Consider the following 18190-nt stretch of genomic DNA (forward strand, 5'->3'; position numbering starts at 1 on the left):
TCAGCGCGCCTTGTACAACTCGCTCAACCGGTCCGGCTTGCCGGCGATGCGCACCAGGTTCGGGTACAGCAGGCCGCCGTGGTAGTCGACCTTGATCGTGCGGTAGCGGTCGAACTGCTTCACCAGCAGCTCGATCGGCGCCGGGCTGTCTTTGGCCGCGGCCACCGCGTCCTTGATCGCGTCCGGGCTGAATTCCTTGCCGTTGACCGCGACGATGGTCATGCCGGTGCCGATGCCCGCATTGAACGCCGGGCTGTCCCACAGCACGTCGGAGATATCGCCCTTGGCGCCGGTCGCCACGCCCAGCGAGTAGGTCAGGTTGGCGCCCTTGCTGCGCTGCTCGCCCGCCTTGAACGCCTCGTTGGGCTTGTCGGTGTAGACCAGCTTCCAGCCGGCGGCCTCGATCCCGTCGACGATCGGGCCGTGTCCGTCGATGCGCTCGCGCAGGAAACCGGCCCAATCGTACGGCGCGATCCGGTCGAGCGTGGCGACGATGTCCTCGAAGGTGTACGGATTGACGTCCCAGGCGCCGTTGTCCATGCCGAAGAAGGCCTTGGCGAAGTCGTCGATCGAGCGCTTGTCGCCGCTCAGCTCGCGCAACTTGCCGTCCACCGCCAGCCACACCATCTGGCCGCCGGAGTAGTAGTCCTCGCTCATCTGGTAGTTGCGGAACGCACGCGACGCGCGCCGTGCGATGGTCGGGTCGTTGGTCGTGTCCTGGATCGTGCGCCACGCCAGGCCCGGGCGGCCGCGATCGTAGGTGGCCGCGACGCCGGCCAGCATGTCGCGCGCCTGCTCCTGGCTCCACAGGCCCGAGCGCGCCGCGACGACGTGGCCGAAGAACTGGGTCTGGCCCTCGTACAGCCACAGCAGCGAGTCGCCCATCGGCACGTTGAAGTTGGGCGTGGCCAGGTCGGCGCCGCGGCGGTACTTGCCGTTCCAGGAGTGGTTGAACTCGTGCGCCAGCAGGTCGCGGCCGGCCCAGGTCTTGTCCCATTCGGTGAAGTACCCGGTCGCGCCGCTGTTCTCGCTGGACCGGTGGTGCTCCAGGCCGATCCCGCCGAGCTTGTCGGTCAGCGCCAGCAGGAACTCGTAGTGGTCGAAGTGGCGCGCCCCGTACAGCTTGTCCATCTGCTGCACCAGGGCCTGGTGCGCCTTGACCTGCTCCGGCCTGGCCTCCAGGTACTTGGCCTCGTCGGCGAACACGTTGAGATAGACCGGCTGCTTGCCCGCCGCGTCCAGCGCGTAGCGCTTGTGGTACCTGCCGGCGAAGATCGGCGAATCCACCAGGTCGTCGTAGTCGATCGGCTTGAAGGTCACCTTGTTGCCGTCGCGCCGTTCGGTCTCCAGCGCGGTGGCGTACTCCCAGCCCTGCGGCAAGGTCACGCTCGCCACGGTCTTGATGTTGCGCGCGTAGTAGCCGGCCGGATACAGCGAAGCGGTGTTCCACTGCAGGTTCAGCATCTCCGGGGTCATCGTCACGCGCCCCTGCCCGTCGCCCTGCGAGGACAGGAACTGGAACTCGGCGCTGATCGCGCGCGAGCCTTCCGGCACGTCGACCTTGAAGGCGTAGACGTCGTACGGGTCGCGCGTCCACTTCAGCACCTTGCCCGCATCGTCCTTCACCACCAGCCCGGCGACCTTGTCGATCGGGCCGCTCGGCGCATGGTTGCCCGGGATCCATTGCGGATACAGCAGGGTCATCGTGCCGGGCGTGGCCGGCATGGTGGCGCGCACCCGGAAGATGCGGCGGTCGATGTCGGTGGCATCGACGTCGATGCGCAGCACGCCGTCGAAAGGCACGTCGCGCGGCGGCGCGGTCTGGGCCTGCGCGGCGGGCAGCGAGAGGACGGCGAGCAGCGAAAGCGCCAGGACGGTGGGGGTCTTCATCTGAACTCCAGCAGCAGGATGGACGGCGACGGAAAACGCCGATGCTACGCCGCCGCGGTCCCGCACCGGCCTGCCATAGGTCATACCCGCACCGCTTGCCGCTCGGGGGGAACCGAACCTTGCGGGAAGGACTTCGGTCCCGACAGCGCCTGTATTCGAATCCCCGCACATGGCTGTGCGGGCTCCTGCAGGGGGGCCTGCACAAAAGAAAGGCCGCCAATCGCTTGGCGGCCTTCGGCAACGTGGGGGACGTCGCGCCTCAGTGCATCATGTTGACGTTGAGGTTGTGCATGACCCACAGCGAGCCGATGATCACGATGCCGATGATCAGGATCGAGAACAGGCCCACGTGCACGTTGGAGCGCTGTTCCGGGGAACGGTCCATGTGCAGGAAGTAGACGATGTGCACCAGCATCTGCACCGCCGCCAGCACCGAGATGACGATCACGGTCGCGCCCTTGGAGAACGCGCCGCTCATCACCATCGCGAACGGGATGACGGTCAGCACCACCGCCATCGCGAAGCCGATCAGGTAGGACTTCAGCCCGCCGCCGTGCGAATCGGCGGCATGGGTGTCGGAATGGTTGTCGTGGTGGGCCATTACAGTGCTCCCAGCAGGTAGACGACGGTGAACACGCCGATCCAGATGATGTCCAGGAAGTGCCAGAACAGGCTCAGGCACGCCAGGCGGGTGCTGTTGCGCGCGGTCAGGCCATTCTTGGCGATCTGGATCACCAGCACCAGCATCCACAGCAGGCCCGAGGCCACGTGCAGGCCGTGCGTGCCGACCAGCGTGAAGAACGCCGACAGGAACGCGCTGCGGCCGGGGCCGGCGCCTTCGTGGATCAAGTGGCGGAACTCGTAGATTTCCATGCACAGGAAGCCGATGCCGAACAGCGCGGTCACCGCCAGCCAGCCATACAGGCCGCCCATCTTGCGCTTGTGCGCGGACAGCATCGCGAAGCCGAAGGTCAAGCTGCTGAACAGCAGCAGGAAGGTCTCCACGAGCACGAACTTCAGGTCGAACAGCTCCTTCGCGGTCGGACCGTCCACCGTCGCGCCGCTGAGCACGGCGTAGGTGGCGAACAGGCCGGCGAACAGGATGCAGTCGCTCATCAGGTACACCCAGAAGCCGAAGACGGTGTTGCCGCCGGCATCGTGGTGACCGTGGTCGTGGTCGTGGTGGCCGCCCGCGTGGGCGGCCCCGTGGTGGTCGAGTGTGGTGGTGGACATGGGTCTCATCCTGCCTTCGCGGCGTGGGCCGCCTGGTGCTTCTCAAGCTGGGCGAAGCGCTCGTTCTCGATGCGCTCGACCTCGGCCGCAGGCACGTAGTAGTCGATGTCGTTGTCGAAGGTGCGGGCGATGAAGCTGCCGATCATGCCGACCAGGCCGACCACCGCCATCCACCAGATGTGCCAGGTCAGGCCGAAGCCGAGCGCGATGCTGAACGCACCGATCCAGAAGCCCGCCGCCGTGTTGCGCGGCATGTGGATGTCCTCGTACTTGGCCGGCTTCACCCAGCCCTTGCCGCGCTGCTTGTCCTCCCAGAACTGGTCGATGCTGTCGACCTTCGGCAGGTGGGCGAAGTTGTAGAACGGCGGCGGCGAGGACGTGGCCCACTCCAGGGTGCGGCCGTCCCACGGGTCGCCGGTGACGTCCAGGTTCTTCTTGCGCTGGAAGAAGCTGACGAACAGCTGCGCCAGGTTGAAGAAGATGCCCAGCGCCACGATCGCGGCACCGGCGGCGGCCACGTGCAGCCACGGGATCCATTCCGGGTTGCTGTAGGTGTTCAGGCGACGGGTCATGCCCATGAAGCCCAGCACGTACAGCGGGGTGAACGCCACGAAGAAGCCGACGATCCAGCACCAGAACGAGGCCTTGCCCAGCTTCTCGTTGAGCTTGAAGCCGAACGCCTTGGGGAACCAGTAGGTCAGGCCCGCCAGGTAGCCGAACACCACGCCGCCGATGATCGCGTTGTGGAAGTGCGCGATCAGGAACAGGCTGTTGTGCAGCACGAACGACACCGCCGGGATCGCCATCATCACGCCGGTCATGCCGCCGATGGTGAAGGTGACCATCGCGCCCAGCGTCCACATCACCGGCGAGGTGAAGTGCACGCGGCCGCGGAACATCGTGAACAGCCAGTTGAACAGCTTCACGCCGGTCGGGATCGAGATGATCATCGTCGTGATCCCGAAGAACGCGTTGACGTTGGCGCCGGCGCCCATCGTGAAGAAGTGGTGCAGCCACACGATGAAGGACAGCACGCCGATGCACGCCGTCGCGTACACCATCGAGGTGTAGCCGAACAGCTTCTTGCGGCTGAAGGTGGCGATGACTTCCGAGTAGATGCCGAACGCCGGCAGCACCAGGATGTACACCTCCGGGTGGCCCCAGATCCAGATCAGGTTGACGTACATCATGGCGTTGCCGCCACCGTCGTTGGTGAAGAAGTGCGTGCCGAGGTAACGGTCCGCGCCCAGCAGCGCCAGCGCCACGGTCAGGATCGGGAACGCCGCGATGATCAGGATGTTGGTGACCAGCGCGGTCCAGGTGAAGATCGGCATCTTCATCAGGTTCATGCCCGGCGCGCGCATGCGCATGATCGTGACGAAGAAGTTGATGCCGGTCAGCAACGTGCCCAGGCCGGATATCTGCAGGGCCCATATGTAGTAGTCGACGCCGACCCCCGGACTGTATTCCAGGCCCGACAGCGGCGGGTACGCCAGCCAGCCGGTCTGCGCGAACTCGCCCACGCCCAGCGAGATGTTGACCAGCGCCACGCCGGCCACGAACAGCCAGAAGCTCAGCGAGTTCAGGAACGGGTAGGCCACGTCGCGCGCGCCGATCTGCAGCGGCACCACGAGGTTGATCAGGCCCGTCATGAACGGCATGGCCATGAAGAAGATCATGATCACGCCGTGCGCGGTGAAGATCTGGTCGTAGTGGTGCGGCGGGAAGATGCCCGGGTTGCCGTCGTGGGCGATCGCCAGCTGGGTGCGCATCATCGCCGCGTCGGCGAAGCCGCGCAGCAGCATGACCAGCGCGACGATGATGTACATCACGCCGATCTTCTTGTGGTCCACCGAGGTGATCCACTCGCGCCACAGGTAGCCCCACAGCTTGTACTTGGTAACGAGGGCCAGTATCACCAGGCCGATCAGACCGGCGCCGCCGAGGGCGCCCATGATGATCGGCTCGTGGTACGGGATCGCCTCGAGCGTGAGTTTGCCTAGCATCACTTGCCTCCGGAGGTGCACATGGCGACCGGCTCGGCGGCCATCGCCTGATGGTCATGGCCTTCCATGCGGTGGCCCTTGCCCATCATGTATTTGTCGATCAGCGACTTGAACATGCCGTCCTGCACCGACGAGTAGTAGGTGACCGGGTAGTCGCTCTTGTCGTTGCGGTTGGCGGCCAGCGCCTGGTACTCGGCGGCCTGCAGCGACTGCGGCGCGGCCTTGACCTTGGCGACCCAGGCATCGAAGCCGGCCTGGTCGGGCGTGGCGCGGGCGACGAAGTTCATCTTCGAGAAGCCGTGGCCGCTGTAGTTCGCCGAGATGCCCGGGAAGTCGCCCGGCTCGTTCGCGATCAGGTGCAGCTTGGTCTCCATGCCGGCCATCGCGTAGATCTGCGTGCCCAGGTGCGGGATGAAGAACGAGTTCATCACCGTGTCGGAGGTGATCTTGAAGTTGATCGGCGTGTCGACCGGGAAGGCGATCTCGTTGACCGTCGCGATGCCCTGCTCCGGATAGATGAACAGCCACTTCCAGTCCATCGCGACCGCTTCGATCGTGATCGGCTTGACGTCCGACTGCAGCGGCTTGTACGGGTCCAGCGCATGCGACGAGCGCCAGGTCAGCACCGCCAGCACCAGGATGATCAGGCACGGGATCGACCAGACCACCACCTCGATCGCCGTGGAGTGCGACCAGTTCGGCTCGTAGCGCGCCTTGGTGTTGGAGGCCCGGTACTTCCAGGCGAACGCGATGGTCATCACGATCACCGGGACGACGACCAGCAGCATCAGCACCACGGCGGTGATCAGCAGGGTCTTCTCATCCTGGCCGACCTGGCCCTTGGGATTGAGGATGGCCGAGTTGCAACCCGTCAGCAGCAGAAGCAACGACGGCAGCAGCAGGCCTGGACGAAGTACACGCCCGGGGAGTTTCAACGGAATCATCGGTCGATCCAATTGCGAGGGGGCGCCAACCCCCGTCCGGCCTCGACGGGACGCACCGGATGTTGCATCCGGCCCGCACGGAGCGAATGGCCCGACTTGGACGTGGGTTAACAGGGCAATTTTATTGCGTGCTGCAACCGCACGAAAGCGGTTGACAATGATTCGGCTCAACCAAAGCCGCGCAACAGGCTGCGACATATTGCCGCACAGATGCGGCGGCGCGCGCGCAACGCGCATGCCACAAAGCAAACGGGCCGTCCGCGATGCGGACGGCCCGGTGCTGGAGTGGTGCCGGAAACAGGAGTCGAACCTGCGACCTACGCATTACGAATGCGCCGCTCTACCAACTGAGCTATTCCGGCCGAGCCGCGAATTCTAGGCGCTCGCGCCAGGGTCGGTCAATCGCCCGGGACCGCGCACGGCGGAGCGGGACGGCCCCGCCACTTCGCCGCGGGCGGACGGCTACCCGACCAGCTGCAGCCGCAGTTCCTTGGGCAGCGCGAACACCATCGACTCGGGTTCGCCGGCCAGTTCGGACACGTTGCCCGCGCCGAGTTCGCGCAAGCGGGCGATCACGCCGTCGACCAGCACCTGCGGCGCGGACGCGCCCGCGGTCAGGCCGACCCGCCGCTTGCCGGCGACCCAGGCCGGATCGATCTCCTGCGCGCCGTCGATCAGGTAGGCCTCCACGCCCTCGCGGCGGGCCAGCTCGGCCAGCCGGTTGGAGTTGGAGCTGTTCGGCGAGCCGACCACCAGCACCAGGTCGCACTGCTGCGACAGCTCGCGCACCGCGTCCTGGCGGTTCTGGGTGGCGTAGCAGATGTCGTCGTTCTTCGGCCCCTGCATCGCCGGGAAGCGCTCACGCAGCGCCTCGATGATGCCGCGGGTGTCGTCCACCGACAGCGTGGTCTGGGTCGTGTAGGCCAGGTTCTCCGGCTGCGCCACGTCCAGCGCGGCGACGTCGTCGATATCCTCGACCAGGTAGATGCGTCCGGCGCCCGCCTCGCGGTTCCACTGGCCCATCGTGCCCTCCACCTCCGGGTGGCCGGCATGCCCGATCAGCACCACGTCGCGCCCGGCGCGGCAGTGCCGGGCCACTTCCAGGTGCACCTTGGTGACCAGCGGGCAGGTCGCGTCGAACACCTTCAACCCGCGCCGCTCGGCCTCGCTGCGCACCGCCTGCGAGACCCCGTGCGCGCTGAAGATGACCGTGTTGCCGTCGGGCACCTCGTCCAGTTCCTCGACGAAGATCGCCCCGCGCTGCTTGAGGTCGTCGACCACGAAGCGGTTGTGCACCACCTCGTGGCGCACGTAGATCGGCGCGCCCAGCGTCTCGATCGCGCGCTTGACGATCTCGATCGCGCGGTCGACGCCGGCGCAGAAGCCACGGGGATTGGCGAGCAGGACGTCCATAGGTTCGGCGGGCCCGGCCACGGCGGGCCGGATCTTCAGCAGGGTTGGCCCGGCATTATCCCGCTTTTTGCTTGCGCTTGCCGTCGAACAGCCCGGACAGCACGATTCCCACGGCGCCTGCGACGATCGCCGAGTCGGCCACGTTGAACGACGGCCAGTAGTGGTCGCCGACGTACCACTGGATGAAATCCACGACGTGGCCGTGTACCAGCCGGTCGATCACGTTGCCGATCGCCCCGCCGATCACCAGCGCGTACGGCAGCGCGCTGCGCCAGTCGCCGCGCGGGGTCCGCGCCAGCCACACCGCCATCAAGCCGCTGATGCCCACCGCCAGCAGCGTGAAGAACCAGAGCTGCCAGCCGCCGGCGTCGCTGAGGAAACTGAACGCCGCGCCGGTGTTGTAGGTGCGGTACCAGTTCCAGAACCCGTCGATCACCGGGACCGGCGTGAATTCGGGCAGGCTGGACAGCACCCAGGCCTTGCTCCACTGGTCCAGGCCGATGATCGCCGCAGACAGCAGCAGCCAGATCAGGGCATCGGGTTTGGGTCGTGCGGTCATGGAATCACCTTGCTGTTCCTTCTCCCGCCGGCGGGAGAAGGCGCCCGGAGGGCGGATGAGGGTAGTCAGAGCCGGGGGCGCCGTCGAGCGCCCTCATCCGGCGCCTTGCGCCCCCCTTCTCCCGCCTGCGGGAGAAGGAAAGGACAAGATTCCCGCGGGCGGGAGAAGGGAAAAGCAGGTCAGAACCAACGCCGGTCCTCGCCGGGGCCTTCGACGTTGCTCGCGCAGCGCCCACACAGCTCCGGATGCCCCGGGTCGGCGCCGACGTCCGCGCGGTGGTGCCAGCAGCGCACGCACTTCGGCTTGTTCGTGGGCTGCGCGCTGACGAAGATGCCGTCGGTGCTGGCCGGCGCGACCACCACGTCGCCGCTGATGAACAGGAAACGCAGTTCGTCGGCCAGCGGCTGCCAGCGCGCGGCGCTGACCGCGTCGGCAGCGACGGTGATCTCCGCTTCCAGCGCCGCGCCGATCGCGCCGTTGGCGCGCATCGGCTCGAGCACCTTGGCGACCTGCTCGCGCAGCGCCAGCAGCCTGTCGAAATCGGCCGCGTTCAGCTCGGCATCGGCCGGCAGCGGGGCCAGGCCGTCGTACCAGGTCTCGAACAGCACGTTGGCCTTGCGCTCGCCGGGCAGGTAACCCCACAGCTCGTCTGCCGTGAAGCTCAGCACCGGCGCGATCCAGCGCACGAACGCCTCGGCCACGCGGTACATGGCGCTCTGCGCCGAACGCCGGCCGCGCGAGTCCTCGGCCATCGTATACAGGCGGTCCTTGGTCACGTCCAGGTACAGCGACCCCAGGTCCACGCTGCAGAAGTTCAGCAGCGCCTGCACGATGGTGGCGAAGTCGTAGCGCTCGTAGGCGGCCTTGATCTTCTCCTGCACCTCCCAGGCGCGGTGCACGATCCAGCGGTCCAGCGCGACCATGTCCGCGAGCGGGCGCAGGTGCGCGGCCGGGTCGAAGCCGGCCAGATTGCCGAGCAGGAAGCGCGCGGTGTTGCGGATGCGGCGGTAGGCGTCGGCGTTGCGCTTGAGGATCTCCTGCGACAGCGACATCTCGTTGCTGTAGTCGGCCGAGGCGATCCACAGGCGCAGGATGTCCGCGCCCAGCGTCTTCATGATGTCCTGCGGCTCGATGCCGTTGCCGAGCGACTTGGACATCTTGCGGCCGTGCTCGTCGACGGTGAAGCCGTGGGTCAGGCACTGCCGGTACGGCGCCGCCTTGTCGATCGCCACGCCGCTCAGCAGCGAGGACTGGAACCAGCCGCGGTGCTGGTCCGAGCCTTCCAGGTACAGGTCGGCCGGCTTGGGCAGGCCGCGGTCGGGCAGCACCGCGTCGTGGGTGACGCCGGAATCGAACCAGACGTCGAGGATGTCGGTGATCTTCTCGTACTCGCCGGCCTCGGCGCCGAGCAGCTCGGCCGGGTCCAGCGCGTACCACGCATCGACGCCGCCCTGCTCCACCTTGTCGGCGACCTGGCGCATCAGCTCGACGCTGCGCGGGTGCGGCTCGCCGGTCTCGCGATGCACGAACAGCGCGATCGGCACGCCCCAGGTGCGCTGGCGCGAGATCGTCCAGTCCGGGCGACCTTCGACCATGCCGGCGATGCGCGCCTGGCCCCACTCCGGGTACCACTTCACGCCTTCGATCGCCTTGAGCGCGTCGGCGCGCAGGTTGGCCTGCTCCATCGAGATGAACCACTGCGGGGTGGCGCGGAACGCGATCGGGGTCTTGTGGCGCCAGCAGTGCGGGTAGCTGTGCTCCATCTTGCCGGCCGACAGCAGCGTGCCGTTGCCGCGCAGCGCCTCGATGATGGCGTCGTTGGCCTTCCAGATGTGCAGCCCGGCCAGCTCGACGCCGTTGAACGCCGGGGTCGAGGGCAGGTACACGCCGCGACCGTCGACCGGATTGATCTGCGCGGCGGTATAGCGATCGATCAGCCCGTACTGGCGCGAGACCTGGTAGTCCTCCTGGCCGTGGCCGGGCGCGGTGTGCACGGCGCCGGTGCCGTCCTCGTCTGAGACGTGCTCGCCCAGCAGCAGCGGGATGTCGCGCTCGGCGTAGGCCGGGTGCGCCAGCAGCAGGTTCTCCAGCGCGGCGCCCTTGGCATGGCCATGCACGACCTCGCCGGCGACGCCGTAGCGCTGCAGCGCCTTGGCCGCCAGGGCGCTGGCCAGCACCAGCCAGCGCGGCTTGCCGGCGCGCGCCGGGCCTTCGACCAGCACGTAGTCCAGCTCCGCGCCCAGCGTCACCGCCAGCGAGGCCGGCAGCGTCCACGGCGTGGTGGTCCAGATCGGCACCGCGACCTCGACGCCTTCCGGCAGCACCACGCCGAACTTCGCCGCCAGCGCGGCCGGATCGCGCGCCGGATAGGCGATGTCGACGGTGGGCGAGACCTTGTCGGCGTACTCGATCTCGGCCTCGGCCAGCGCCGAGCCGCAATCGAAGCACCAGTGCACCGGCTTCACGCCACGGGTCAAGTGGCCGTTGTCGACCACCTTGGCCAGCGCGCGGATCTCGTTGGCCTCGAAGCGGAAATCCAGCGACTTGTACGGGTTGTCCCAGTCGCCGATCACGCCCAGGCGCTTGAAGTCGCGGCGCTGCAGGTCGATCTGCTCGGCGGCGTATTCGCGGCACTTCTGGCGGAACTCGGTGGCGCCCAGCTTCACGCCGACCTTGCCGTACTTCTTCTCGATCGCGATCTCGATCGGCAGGCCGTGGCAGTCCCAGCCCGGGATGTACGGCGCGTCGAAGCCGGCCAGGTACTTCGACTTGACGATGATGTCCTTGAGGATCTTGTTGACCGCATGGCCGAGGTGGATCGCGCCGTTGGCGTACGGCGGACCGTCGTGCAGTACGAACAGCGGCCGGCCCTTGGCGTTCTCGCGCAGCCGCGCGTACAGCCCCTCGCTCTCCCAGCGCTCCAGGATGCCCGGCTCGCGCTTGGGCAGGTCGCCGCGCATCGGGAAATCCGTCGCGGGCAGGTGGAGGGTGGTCTTGTAGTCTTGAGTCACGGGAATCTACCGTTTATTGAAGAGTCCGCACATGGATGTGCGGGCTTTTGCGAGGGACTCGCACCATCGGCGTCCGCGCATGGACGCGCGGGCTTTTGCGAGGGACTCGCACCATCGGCGTCCGCACATGGACGCGCGGGCTTTTGCGAAGGACTCGCACCATCGGCGTCCGCGCATGCATACGCGGACTTTTGCGAGGGACTCGCGCCATCGGCGTCCGCGCATGGATACGCGGGCTTTTGCGAAGGACTCGCATGGAGAATGCGACGGGCCTGCTCGGCGTCGCGATGCATCTGTTCGGTCAGGGCGTCCAGCCCGGAAAATTTCTCTTCGTCGCGCAGCTTGGCCACGAACTCGACCTCGATGTGGCGGCCGTACAGGTCGCCCTGGTAGTCGAACAAGTGGGCCTCCAGCAGCGGCTCGACGCCGGCCACGGTCGGGCGCGTGCCGAAGCTGGATACCGACGGCCACGGCCGGCTCCCGTCGGGATCGCCGGACACGCCGTGCACCCAGGTGGCATAGATCCCCGCCAGCGCCGGCGTATGCGGGAAGCGCAGGTTGGCGGTCGGGAATCCCAGCGTACGGCCGAGCTGCCGGCCGCGCACCACCCGCCCGCCGATCGCGTACGGCCGGCCCAGCAGGTCGGCCGCATGGGCGAACTCGCCCGCTACCAGCAGCTCGCGGATGCGCGTGGCGGACACGCGCTCGCCATGCTGGTGCACCGGCTCGATCTCGCCGGCCTCGAAGCCGAGCGCCCCGCCCATCCGGCGCAGCAGTTCGATGTCGCCGCCGCGCTTGTGGCCGAAACGGAACTCCGGCCCGATCCACACTTCCTGCGCCTGCAGCCGCTTGGCCAGCACCTGGCGCACGAAGTCCTCGGCGCTCATCGCCGAAAGCCTGCCGTCGAAGCGGATCAGGCCGACCGCATCGGCGCCGAACCGGCGCAGGCCTTCGATCTTGGCGCGGGCCAGGGTCAGGCGCGGCGGCGGTTCGCCCTTGGCGAAGAACTCGCGCGGCAGCGGCTCGAAACTGAGCGCCACCGCGGGCACGCCCCGCTGGCGCGCGCGCGCGGCCGCGTGGCGCACCAGCGCGCGGTGGCCCAGGTGCAGGCCATCGAAGGCGCCGATGCAGACCACGCTTCCGTGCGGGAACAGCGTCCCGCCCTCGACGTCTCTAAAAAGCCTGCTCATTCCTGATCGAACATCCGGCCCATGACGAGCCGGCTCGCTGTCGTTAGTCAATCTTTAAGGACCCCGGCACGTGGACGTGCCGCGTTCTCGTAGGGGATTCACGATCAAGTATAGCCGGCCGCTCCCGCGATCAATGCCCGCGCAGGTCGCGCGGGCGGAAACCCAGCGCCAGCTGCGCCAGCGCGTAGGCCGCGCCGCCGGCCGCCACCAGGCCGAGCAGGCCACCGATGCGGTGCCACTTGTCCATGGCCGTGAACTCCGGCAGCCAGTGCAGGCCCGCGCCGACCACCGCCGCCATCGCCAGGCACGACGCCGCCAGCCGCAGCAGGAATCGCAGCCAGCCCGGCTTGCGCTGGTACACGCCGGCCTTGCCGAGCCAGTACCACAGCAGCCCCAGGTTGATGTAGCTGGCCAGCGCGCTGGCCAGCCCCAGCGCCAGGTGCAGGCCCGGCGTGCGCTTGAGCGCCTCCATCACCCCGAGCGCACGCACTTCCGGCGCCACCATCAACTGGTAGATCAGCGCCAGGAACGCGATGTTGAGCACCATGTTGGCCACCAGCGAGACCACGCCCGCGCGCACCGGCGTGCGCGTGTCCTGGCGCGCGTAGAACGCCGGCAGGATCACCTTGACCAGGGCGAAGGCCGGCAGGCCGAAGCTCAATCCCAGCACCGACAGGGCGGTCATCTGGGTCGAGAACGCGGTGAACTTGCCGTACTGGAACATCGTCGCCACCAGCGGCGTGGCCAGCAGCATCAGCCCGACCATCGCCGGCACCGCGATCAGCAGGGTCGTGCGCAGCCCCCAGTCCAGCGCCGCCGAGAAGCCTTCGCCGTCGGTCTTGACGTGGTGCCGGGACAGCGCCGGCAGGATCACCGTGCCCAGCGCCACCCCGAACAGGCCCAGCGGCAGCTCGAGGAACCGGTCCGCCTGCGACAGCCAGGACTGCGAACCGTCGTACAGGCGCGCGGCGATCACCGTGTCCAGCAGCAGGTTGATCTGGGCGATCGACGAGCCGAACAGGGTCGGCACCATCAGCGTCATCACCCGGCGCACGTCGGGATGGTTCCAGCCCCAGCGCGGCAGCGTGAGCAGGTCGATCCGCTTCAGCGACGGGAACTGGAACAGCAACTGCAGCACGCCGGCCAGCAGCACCGCCCAGCCCATCGCCAGGATCGGCACCTGCAACCGCGGCGCCAGCCACAGCGCGCCGGCGATCATGCACAGGTTGAGGATCACCGGGGTCAGCGCCGGCAACGCGAACTTCTGGAAGCTGTTCAGCGCCCCTCCCGCCAAGGCCGTGAGCGATACGAACAGCAGGAACGGGAAGGTCAGCCGCAGCAGGTCCTTGAGCAACTCGTATTTCTGGGGATCGGCGGCCTGGCCGTCGCTGAACAGCGCGGCCAGCTGCGGCGTCAGCAGCAGCCCCAGGGCGGTGACCACGAGCAGCGCCGCCCCCAGGGTGCCGGACACCCGCGACATCAGCTCGCGCAGTTCGGCGTGGCTGCGGGTCTCCTTCACTTCCGTGAACACCGGCACGAACGCGGTCGAGAACGAGCCTTCCGCGAACAGCCGGCGCAGGAAGTTGGGGATGCGGAAGGCCACCCAGAACGCGTCGGTGACCGCGTTGGTGCCGAAGCTGTAGCTGATCGACCAATCCCGGACCAGGCCCAGCACGCGGGAAATCATGGTCATGCTGCTGAACGACAGCACCCCCCGCAACATGCGCGACGAGCTCAAGGCCGGCCCCCCTTGACAACTGACTTGACGTACATTTCAGATCCGATCATAATTTCGCGCTTGCTTTTTCCATCACACCGATTTTTCAGGAAACCACCACCGTGGCCAATATCAAGTCCGCCAAGAAGCGCGCCAAGCAGACCGTCGTGCGCAATGCGCGCAACACGGCTCAGCGTTCGCAGCTGCGCACCGCCGTCAAGAAGGTGATCAAGGCCCTTGACGCCAACGATGCCGCCGGCGCCGAAGCCGCCTTCGCCGTCGCCCAGCCCCTGCTCGACCGTTTCAGCGCCCGTGGCCTGATCCACAAGAACAAGGCCGCTCGCCACAAGAGCCGCCTGACCGCCCGCATCAAGGCCCTCAAGGCGGCCTGATCCGGCGCTGCATCCGGCGGCCACGCCGCCGGCAGCACAAGAAAACCCGGCGGAAGCCGGGTTTTTTGTTGCCTCGCCTTTTGCGGCAGCGGCTCCTGCAGGAGCGGCTTCTTCAGCCGCGATGAGGCTCCGCCATTTGAATCCCCGCATATGGATGTGCGGCGCTCGTGCGCGGGATTCGCATGAAAGCCCCTTCGCGGCTGAAGCCGCTCCTACAAGGGCGGTCACGCGTCCCGCTCCGCCTGCTCGGCGCGCTGGCGGTCGAAGAACGCCATCACGTCCTTCATGATCGGCCAGGTGCCCTCGCGGCCGAGCGCCGAGACCAGATACCAGGGGCCGGTCCAGCCCAGCTCGGCGATCACCGCCTCGGCCGCCGCCCTGGCCTCGTCCTCGAACATCAGGTCGGCCTTGTTCAGCACCAGCCAGCGCGGCCTGTCCAGCAGTTCGGGATCGTGGCGCTCCAGCTCGCTCTCCAGGATGCGGACCTGCTCGGCCGGCGACACGCCCTCCACGCCCCCTTCCATGGGCGAGACGTCCACGAGGTGCAGCAGCAGGCGGGTGCGCTGCAGGTGGCGCAGGAACTGCGTGCCCAGGCCGGCGCCTTCGGCCGCGCCCTCGATCAGGCCCGGCACGTCGGCGATCACGAAGCTGCGGTGCGGCTCGACGCTGACCACGCCGAGGTTCGGGTAGAGCGTGGTGAACGGATAGTCCGCGACCTTCGGCGTCGCCGCCGAGACCGCGCGGATGAAGGTGCTCTTGCCCGCGTTCGGGAAGCCCAGCAGGCCGACGTCGGCGAGCAGCTTCAATTCCAGCTTGAGGGTGCGCTGCTCGCCCTCCTCGCCCGGCGTGGCCTGGCGCGGCGCACGGTTGACCGAGCTCTTGAAATGCATGTTGCCCAGACCGCCCTTGCCGCCCTTGGCGACCAGCAGGCGATCGCCGTGGCGCGTCAGGTCGCCGATCACCTCGTCGGTATCGACGTTCATCACGACGGTGCCGACCGGCACGGTGATGATCCGGTCCTCGCCGGCCTTGCCGTACATCTGCCGGCCCATGCCGTTCTCCCCGCGCTGCGCCTTGAAGATGCGCTCGTGGCGGAAATCGACCAGCGTGTTGAGGTTCTCGTCGGCGACCAGCCAGACGCTGCCGCCGTTGCCGCCGTCGCCGCCGTCGGGCCCGCCGAGCGGGATGAACTTCTCGCGCCGGAAGCCGACGCAGCCATTGCCGCCGTTGCCGGCGATCACCTGGATTTCAGCTTCGTCTACCAACTTCATGGGATTGGGGATTCGGGATTGGGGATTCGTTGGAAAGCGTAACCGCGTCGATCGGCCCGCGCATTGGAACAGGGGAAACCACAGAACCCGCCTTGCGAATCCCGAATCTCGAATCCCCAATCCCGGCCATCAAACAAAAACCCCGCCGGAGCGGGGCTTCGTGTCGGTGGGACCGAAGTCCCGTCGGCAAGCCTCAGGCCTGCACGACGCTGACCGTGCGGCGCTTCTTCGGGCCCTTGGTGGAGAACTCCACCGTGCCGTCGACCAGCGCGAACAGCGTGTGGTCGCGGCCCAGGCCGACGCCGGCGCCCGGATGGAACTGGGTGCCGCGCTGGCGCACGATGATGTTGCCGGCCTCGATGGACTGGCCGCCGTAGATCTTGACGCCCAGGTACTTCGGGTTGGAGTCGCGGCCGTTGCGCGAGGAGCCTACGCCCTTTTTGTGTGCCATGACGATTTCTCCTTGATGCTTAGCCGGCGATGCCGGTGATTTCGATTTCGGTGTAGTGCTGCCGGTGGCCCTGGTGCTTCATGTGGTGCTTGCGGCGGCGGAACTTGATGATGCGCACCTTGTCGGCGCGGCCGTGGGCGACGACCTTGGCGGTGACCGAGGCGCCCTTCAGCGCGTCGCCGACCTTGATGCCGTCGCTGTCGCCCAGCAGCAGGATGTTGTCGAACTTGATCTCGGAGCCGGCCTCGGCCTCGAGCTTTTCCACGCGGAGCGTTTCGCCCTGCGCGACGCGGTATTGCTTACCGCCGGTGACCAGAACTGCGTACATGTCGTCGTCTCTTCTGTAGTTATTCTGAATTGCTTGGCCCGCCTGCCGGGCGCAGGCCTGGCAGAAGGATCGGCGATTCTATCCGGCCCGGCCAGGCCCGGTCAAATCCCCCCTCCCCCGGCGCCCTCACTCCGGCCCCACGTCCGCTGCCCTAGCCTCGGCCCGGTTCTCCTCCCCCTCGAGCCCGGGATCGCCCGCCCCGCCTTTGCGCGGGCGGGAACGCTGTCCCCAGCCACATCCATTCGAGAGGAGCACGGAAATGTTCGACAGCCTGATGGAAGACGTGGCCGGGCGCACCGGCCTGAGCGCCGACAAGGCCCGGCAGTTGCTAGGGGCACTGACCGCATTGATCTTCGACGAGAAGCAGGGGGGATTCGCCGGCTTCATCGACCGGTTCCGGCAAAAGGGGCTGGGCGAACTGGTGCAATCGTGGGTCGGCACCGGCCCCAACCAGCCCATCACCCCCGCCCAGGTGCAGGACGTGTTCGGCGCCCCGCTGATCGGCGGCATCGCCAGCCGGCTGGGCCTGGACAGCGCCGCCACCGCCGGCGCCATCGGCGGCGCGCTGCCCGGCCTGGTCGACCGGCTCAGCGCCGACGGCCAGGTGCCGGCCGGCCTCCCCGACACGCTCAAGGGCTGGGTGGCCAGCGCCAGCGACTGGCTGGGCGACCTGGGCTCGCATGGCTGGGGCGCATTGGCGGGCGGCGCGGCGGCCGTTGGCGGGGCGGTCGCCGGCGGCGCACGCGCGGCCGGCCATTCCGCGGACGCGGGAGCCCGTGCCGTCGCCGATGCCGCTCGCCAGACCGGGCGAGGCACCGGCCGCCTGCTGCCCTGGCTGTTGCTGGCGGCGGCGATCATCGTCGGCTTCCTGCTGCTGCGCGGCTGCCACCGCCCGGCCGGGCCGGCTGGTTCGGCGAGTTCCGCCACCGAATCGGCGGCTCCCGCACCCCCGGCCCCGGCCCCAGCCTCCCCGGCCGCGACGGCAGGCGCCCCAGCACCAGGCACGGCGCCTGCCAGCACCGCCCATGCCGCGCTGGATTTCGGCAAGGACAAGCTGGCCGTGAGCGGCGAACTGGGCAGCGATGCCGAGCGCACCCGCCTGATGGACGCCCTGCGCAAGGCCTACGGCGCCTCCGCCGTGGACGGCGACTTCAAGGTCGCCGCCGGGCTCGCCCCGGCGCCCTGGCTGGACAAGCTGGTCGCGGCGCTGCCCAGCCTGCGGATTCCGGGCCTGTCGCTCGGGCTGGAAGGCAACCGGGTCGACATCAAGAGTGGCGGCCTGCCGGAAGCGGAGCGCTTCGCCGCCTCCCAGGCCGTGCGCGACGCGTTCGGCGGCTTCGACATCACCGGCCAGTGGGACCGCGCCTCCGCCGCGCTCGATGCGCTGACTCCGCAATCCAGCCCCGAGGACCTGGCCAAGGCCCTCAACCTGCTGACGATCGGCTTCGCCACCGGCTCGGCCACCATCACCGCCGACAGCGCCGAGACGCTCGAGCGCGCCGCCACGGCCATCGCCGCGATGCCGGCCGGCACGCGCATCGAGGTCGGCGGGCATACCGACAACACCGGCAACGCCGCGGCCAACCTCAAGCTGTCGCAGGACCGCGCCGACGCAGTGCAGCGCAAGCTGGTCGAGCTGGGCGCGCCGGCCGACCGGCTGGCGGCGAAAGGCTACGGCCAGGACGCGCCGGTGGCCGACAACGCCACCGAGGAGGGCCGTGCGCAGAACCGCCGCATGATCTTCACCGTGCTGAAGTGAACCGCGGCCGCGGGCACCGTCCGGAG

General features: G+C 68.1%; 14 protein-coding genes, 1 tRNA gene and 1 pseudogene. 2 read left to right on the forward strand and 14 right to left on the reverse strand.

What is annotated here, in order from left to right; all coding sequences use genetic code 11:
• The 11 genes from FD678_RS10800 to murJ all read right to left on the reverse strand — a co-directional run bounded on the left by FD678_RS10800 (position 1) and on the right by murJ (position 13969).
• On the reverse strand, positions 1 to 1890 hold the full coding sequence (locus tag FD678_RS10800) for a M61 family metallopeptidase (protein ID WP_140722855.1): 1890 nt from the start codon (positions 1888 to 1890) through the stop codon (positions 1 to 3).
• Between the two features lie 259 nt (positions 1891 to 2149).
• Complete coding sequence (gene cyoD, locus FD678_RS10805) at positions 2150 to 2491, reverse strand: cytochrome o ubiquinol oxidase subunit IV (protein ID WP_140722858.1); 342 nt, start codon at positions 2489 to 2491, stop codon at positions 2150 to 2152.
• Positions 2491 to 3123 (reverse strand): cytochrome o ubiquinol oxidase subunit III, encoded by a 633-nt coding sequence (gene cyoC, locus FD678_RS10810; protein ID WP_218569647.1) that lies wholly within the window; start codon positions 3121 to 3123, stop codon positions 2491 to 2493. Before cyoC ends, cyoD begins: the two co-directional genes overlap by 1 nt.
• A gap of 5 nt (positions 3124 to 3128) precedes the next feature.
• The gene (cyoB, locus tag FD678_RS10815; protein WP_140722864.1) at positions 3129 to 5129 is read right to left on the reverse strand and encodes a cytochrome o ubiquinol oxidase subunit I; all 2001 of its coding nucleotides are present in this window, start codon (positions 5127 to 5129) and stop codon (positions 3129 to 3131) included.
• A complete protein-coding gene (gene cyoA / locus FD678_RS10820; protein WP_140722868.1) occupies positions 5129 to 6073 on the reverse strand; it encodes a ubiquinol oxidase subunit II in 945 nt (314 codons plus the stop codon). Before cyoA ends, cyoB begins: the two co-directional genes overlap by 1 nt.
• Positions 6074 to 6359: 286 nt before the next feature.
• A tRNA-Thr gene (locus FD678_RS10825) sits at positions 6360 to 6435 on the reverse strand.
• Positions 6436 to 6535: 100 nt separating this feature from the next.
• Positions 6536 to 7486 carry a 4-hydroxy-3-methylbut-2-enyl diphosphate reductase gene (gene ispH, locus FD678_RS10830; protein ID WP_140722872.1) on the reverse strand — a complete coding sequence of 317 codons (951 nt, stop codon included), beginning with the start codon at positions 7484 to 7486 and terminating at the stop codon, positions 6536 to 6538.
• Positions 7487 to 7541: 55 nt separating this feature from the next.
• Entirely contained in the window at positions 7542 to 8045 is a 504-nt protein-coding gene (lspA, locus tag FD678_RS10835) for a signal peptidase II (protein WP_140722875.1), read from the reverse strand.
• A gap of 179 nt (positions 8046 to 8224) precedes the next feature.
• Positions 8225 to 11005 (reverse strand): isoleucine--tRNA ligase, encoded by a 2781-nt coding sequence (ileS, locus tag FD678_RS10840; RefSeq protein ID WP_218569697.1) that lies wholly within the window; start codon positions 11003 to 11005, stop codon positions 8225 to 8227.
• Positions 11006 to 11052: 47 nt separating this feature from the next.
• The gene (locus tag FD678_RS10845; protein WP_140722882.1) at positions 11053 to 12246 is read right to left on the reverse strand and encodes a bifunctional riboflavin kinase/FAD synthetase; all 1194 of its coding nucleotides are present in this window, start codon (positions 12244 to 12246) and stop codon (positions 11053 to 11055) included.
• Between the two features lie 130 nt (positions 12247 to 12376).
• The gene (murJ, locus tag FD678_RS10850) at positions 12377 to 13969 is read right to left on the reverse strand and encodes a murein biosynthesis integral membrane protein MurJ (RefSeq protein ID WP_140722885.1); all 1593 of its coding nucleotides are present in this window, start codon (positions 13967 to 13969) and stop codon (positions 12377 to 12379) included.
• 116 nt (positions 13970 to 14085) lie between these two features.
• On the opposite strand from murJ, the gene rpsT reads away from it, so the two are divergent.
• Positions 14086 to 14355: a 30S ribosomal protein S20 gene (gene rpsT / locus FD678_RS10855; protein ID WP_140722889.1), complete on the forward strand. Its 270-nt coding sequence runs from the start codon at positions 14086 to 14088 to the stop codon at positions 14353 to 14355.
• Between the two features lie 236 nt (positions 14356 to 14591).
• On the opposite strand, the pseudogene obgE reads toward rpsT, so the two are convergent.
• From obgE to rplU, 3 genes and pseudogenes are all read right to left on the reverse strand, one after another.
• Positions 14592 to 15626 (reverse strand): annotated as a pseudogene (obgE, locus tag FD678_RS10860) (GTPase ObgE); the annotation flags it as partial.
• A 193-nt stretch (positions 15627 to 15819) separates the two neighbouring features.
• Positions 15820 to 16077: a 50S ribosomal protein L27 gene (gene rpmA / locus FD678_RS10865; protein ID WP_140722896.1), complete on the reverse strand. Its 258-nt coding sequence runs from the start codon at positions 16075 to 16077 to the stop codon at positions 15820 to 15822.
• 19 nt (positions 16078 to 16096) lie between these two features.
• Positions 16097 to 16405 (reverse strand): 50S ribosomal protein L21, encoded by a 309-nt coding sequence (rplU, locus tag FD678_RS10870; RefSeq protein ID WP_140722899.1) that lies wholly within the window; start codon positions 16403 to 16405, stop codon positions 16097 to 16099.
• Between the two features lie 259 nt (positions 16406 to 16664).
• Here rplU and FD678_RS10875 point away from each other — a divergent pair, with 259 nt between their 5' ends.
• Entirely contained in the window at positions 16665 to 18164 is a 1500-nt protein-coding gene (locus tag FD678_RS10875) for an OmpA family protein (protein ID WP_140722902.1), read from the forward strand.
• Positions 18165 to 18190 lie beyond the last annotated feature (26 nt).

It is taken from the genome of Pseudomonas sp. Hp2 (assembly GCF_006386585.1).
In the GTDB taxonomy this organism is placed as follows: Bacteria; Pseudomonadota; Gammaproteobacteria; order Xanthomonadales; family Xanthomonadaceae; genus Pseudomonas_S; species Pseudomonas_S boreopolis.